Origin of the sequence: Variovorax sp. RTB1, assembly GCF_035018765.1 — a bacterium.
GTDB lineage: Bacteria > Pseudomonadota > Gammaproteobacteria > Burkholderiales > Burkholderiaceae_C > Variovorax.
The window spans coordinates 1-3,804 of the sequence record NZ_JASJXG010000101.1 but is presented as its reverse complement, the minus strand read 5'-3'; the positions used below and the strand labels follow the sequence as shown (position 1 = coordinate 3,804).

Sequence of the window (3,804 nt, the reverse complement as noted above, 5' to 3'; positions counted from 1 at the left end):
TTGGCTGATGGCTCGGCTGCGGCATACGGTGCTGGCCGATGTGCATGCCGCCGACGCGGCCCTGTGCGCATTGCTGCCTTCGCTCAACGAGCGCCGGTTCCAGAAGATCGAAGGCAGTCGCGCAAGCCTGTTCGCCGCGCTGGATGCGCCAACCCTGTCGGCCTTGCCGGCGCAACACTGGCAGTGGGCGACCTTCAAGACGGTGACCGTGCACATTGACTACCACGTGGAGATCGAAGGCCACCGCTACAGCGTGTCGCACTCGCTGGTCGGGTTGAAGCTGGAGGCGCGCATCACCGACGCCCTGGTGGAGGTGCTGCATCGCGGTGAGCGCGTGGCATGCCACGCACGCAACGCACACCGGGGTGGCTTCACGACGCTGGACGAACATATGCCGGCGGCCCATCGAGCGCACAAGGAGTGGACTCCCGAACGTCTGATCCATTGGGGCGCTGGCATCGGCGTGAGCACGGGGCGCTTCGTCACGCAACTGCTGCAACGCTTCTGCCATCCCGAGCATGGCTACCGCAGCTGCCTCGGGCTGCTCAGCCTGGCCAAGCGGTACGGCCCGCAGCGCGTGGAGGCGGCCTGCCTGCTGGCGCTCGAACTCGGCGCCGGGCAGTACCGCCACGTGCGCGACATCCTGGCCAATGGGCGCGACCTGATCGAGCGTCCTGCACCGGCACCCGAGTGGGTGTCCCCGGAGCACGACAACCTGCGCGGCGCTTCCTACTTCCACTGAACACTTCCACTGAACACGCACCCAAGGACTTCCACAATGATGATGAACAACACCCTCGCGCAGTTGCGTGACTTGAAGCTGGTGGGCATGGCCTCGGCGGTAGAGGAACAACTCTCGAGCAGCGCGAGCACGGGCCTGAGCTTCGAGGAACGGCTGGCGCTGATGGTCGACCGCGAGGTTCACCATCGCGACGACAAGCGTCGTGCAGCGCTCATGAAGAGGGCTGGCCTGAAGTACCCGCAGGCGTGCATCGAAGACGTCGACAGCAGACCCGGCCGGGGGTTCGAGCGCAGCGCGCTGATGAGTCTGGCGCTGTCGCGCTGGATCGAGGATGGCGCAGCGATCCTGGTCAGCGGCGCCACAGGCTCGGGCAAGTCGTGGCTGGCCTGTGCGCTGGCGCAGTACGCGTGCCGGCGCGGGCACTCGGCGCTGTATCTGCGGGTGCCCCGTCTGGCCGAGGATCTGCGTGTTCTGCATGGCAACGGCGGCTTCGGTCGCTGGCTGGCAGCAGTGGCGCGGACCGACGTTTTGCTGCTGGATGACTGGGGACTGGCAGCGCTGGATGGCCCGACGCGCGCCGACCTGATGGAGGTGATCGACGACCGCGCCGGATCGCGTCCGACGATCGTGACCAGCCAGTTGCCGGTGGAGCACTGGCATGCGTGGATTGGCGACGCGACGATCGCTGATGCCATCCTGGACCGGTTGCTGTCGCGCAGTCACCGGTTGAATCTGCAGGGCCAGTCGATGCGCTCGGGCAAGGTGACCACTTCGAACGCCGAAGACAGATCTAAAGAAATCATCGAAGCCGACACAGCCAATTAGCTCGGCTACATGCCCTTGCCAAACCTCACCACTGGAGCAGCTCGGCAACCCTCACATCCACTCTTCCTACAATCCAATTCCACGCAACTCAGCATCGACCACTCAAACCGGTCACGTTGCCGAAATCCTCGGTCACCTTCGCCGAAATACGCACCAACCGACGCGCCAACCGCATGAAGGTGCTCGTGCACGACGGCTTCGGCCTGTGGCTGTGCGCGCGCCGGCTGCACCAGGGCCATTTCGTTTGGCCGCATTTGACATCGACATCGATGTCAGTACCGGGCACGCCCGACGCACCACCATCCTTGACGCTGAGCCGCGCACAACTCGACGCCCTGGTGCTTGGCCTGCCCTGGCAGCGCCTCGCAGATGCAGGTGCCGGTGCGGGTGCAATCCACATCATCTGAGCTTGCGTTGCCACTGACTTTGCGCGGCAAGTTCATTGGCATCGCCCTGCAATCGGTGGCTGCCCCGATAGGCAAGAAGACGCCTGTGCGGCACCATCGAGGCCACGGTGAATGCGACCAAGATCAATGACCTCGATGGACTCGACGCAGTGCAACTGCGCGAAGTCTTGCGCGGCCTGATCGAACGCGCTGGCCATCAGCAACGCGTCATCGAAGCGCACGACCGGATCATCGCCACCAAGGATCGCGAGATCCACTTCAAGCAAACCAAGGTCGACCAACTCACCCACGAGATCGCCATGCTGCGGCGCTGGAAGTTCGCTGCGCGCAGCGAGCGCCTCAACGCCGGACAGCGCAGCTTGCTGGACGAAACCCTGGACGCCGACATCGCGGCCATCGAGCAGGAGCTCGAACAACTCGCTTCGGTGCCAGGCGCCGAGAAGACCAAACAAGTTGCGCGTCGCGCGCCACTGCCGGCGCACCTGCCACGCACCGAGGTTCACCACGAACCCCACTTGCGCGTGCGGCTGCGCGCTGCAGCGCATTGGCCAGGACATGGCCGAGCGACTTGACTACGTGCCCGGCGTCTTCACGGTCGAGCGCCACATTCGCGGCAAATGGGCCTGCACGACCTGCCAGACGCTGATGCAGGCACCAGTGCCTGCGCAGATCATTGACAAGGGCATCCCCACGGCCGGCCTGCTGGCCCAAGTGATGGTGGCCAAGTACGCTGATCACTTGCCGCTGTACCGTCAGGAGAGCATCTTCGGACGCGCCGGCTTCGCCATTCCGCGTTCCACGCTGGGTGCCTGGGTGGGCATGTGTGGGGTGCAGTTGCAGCCGCTGGTCGATGCGCTCAGGTCTGCAGTGCTCGCTCATCGCGTGCTGCACGCGGACGAGACGCCGGTGGCGATGCTCAAGCCGGGTCAGGGCAAGACGCATCGCGCCTACCTCTGGGCTTATGCGCCCGGAGCCTTCGAGGACTTGAGGGCGGTGATCTACGACTTCACCGAGAGCCGGGCGGGCTCACATGCCCGAGACTTCCTCGGGGACTGGCGCGGCAGCCTGGTGTGCGACGACTTCAGTGGCTACAAGGCCAGCTTCGCGCTGGGCGTGACGGAGGCGGGTTGCCTGGCGCATGCACGGCGCAAGTTCGTCGACCTGCAGGCAACGGGCAAGAGCCTGATCGCCGAGACGGCCGTGCGCTTCTTCGCACAACTCTACGAAGTGGAGCGCGAGGTGCGCGCGCTCGATGCGGACGAGCGCCAGTGCATCCGTCAAGTCCGGGCCCGACCGCTGGCCGATGCGTTGCATGCCTGGATGATCGCGCAACGCCAGCAGTTGCCCGAAGGCTCGGCCACGGCGCGCGCCATCGACTACAGCTTGAAGCGCTGGGTGGCGCTGACGCGCTACATCGATGATGGTCGCCTGCCGGCGGACAACAACTGGATCGAGAACCAGATCCGCCCGGTGGCCGTGGGACGCTCGAACTGGTTGTTCGCAGGCAGCTTGCGCGCGGGCCAGAGAGCCGCCGCGATCATGAGTCTGATCCAGTCGGCACGGCTCAACGGGCACGACCCGTACGCGTATCTGAAGGACGTGTTCATGCGGCTGCCGACGCAGCCGATGAGCCGCGTCGAGGAGTTGCTGCCGCATCGCTGGGCGCAGGTCGCGAACTGAACTGACGCAGGGCCAATACCTTCAGGGGTTCGCGTCAAGGTGTGTTTGCCGAGTGCTTACTATTCGACACCAATCTCAAGACTCTTCGATAGCCGACATTCTCAAATCGACTAAAGCGCGGAACAAAAAAAAGCCCAACCTTTCGGTTGG

At 64.7% G+C, this 3,804-nt stretch carries 3 protein-coding genes and 1 pseudogene; all 4 read left to right on the top strand.

Going from position 1 to position 3,804, the window contains the following annotated elements:
* Positions 1-742: Mu transposase domain-containing protein (locus tag QN397_RS26435; RefSeq protein ID WP_416352371.1), on the top strand; the 742-nt coding region annotated here is incomplete at its 5' end.
* Between the two features lie 36 nt (positions 743-778).
* Positions 779-1,567, top strand: coding sequence for an IS21-like element helper ATPase IstB (gene istB / locus QN397_RS26430; RefSeq protein ID WP_323502482.1), 789 nt, complete (start codon positions 779-781; stop codon positions 1,565-1,567).
* 116 nt (positions 1,568-1,683) lie between these two features.
* Positions 1,684-1,974, top strand: coding sequence for an IS66 family insertion sequence element accessory protein TnpB (tnpB, locus tag QN397_RS26425; protein WP_323502481.1), 291 nt, complete (start codon positions 1,684-1,686; stop codon positions 1,972-1,974).
* Between the two features lie 122 nt (positions 1,975-2,096).
* A pseudogene (gene tnpC, locus QN397_RS26420) lies at positions 2,097-3,654 on the top strand (IS66 family transposase).
* Positions 3,655-3,804: the final 150 nt, after the last annotated feature.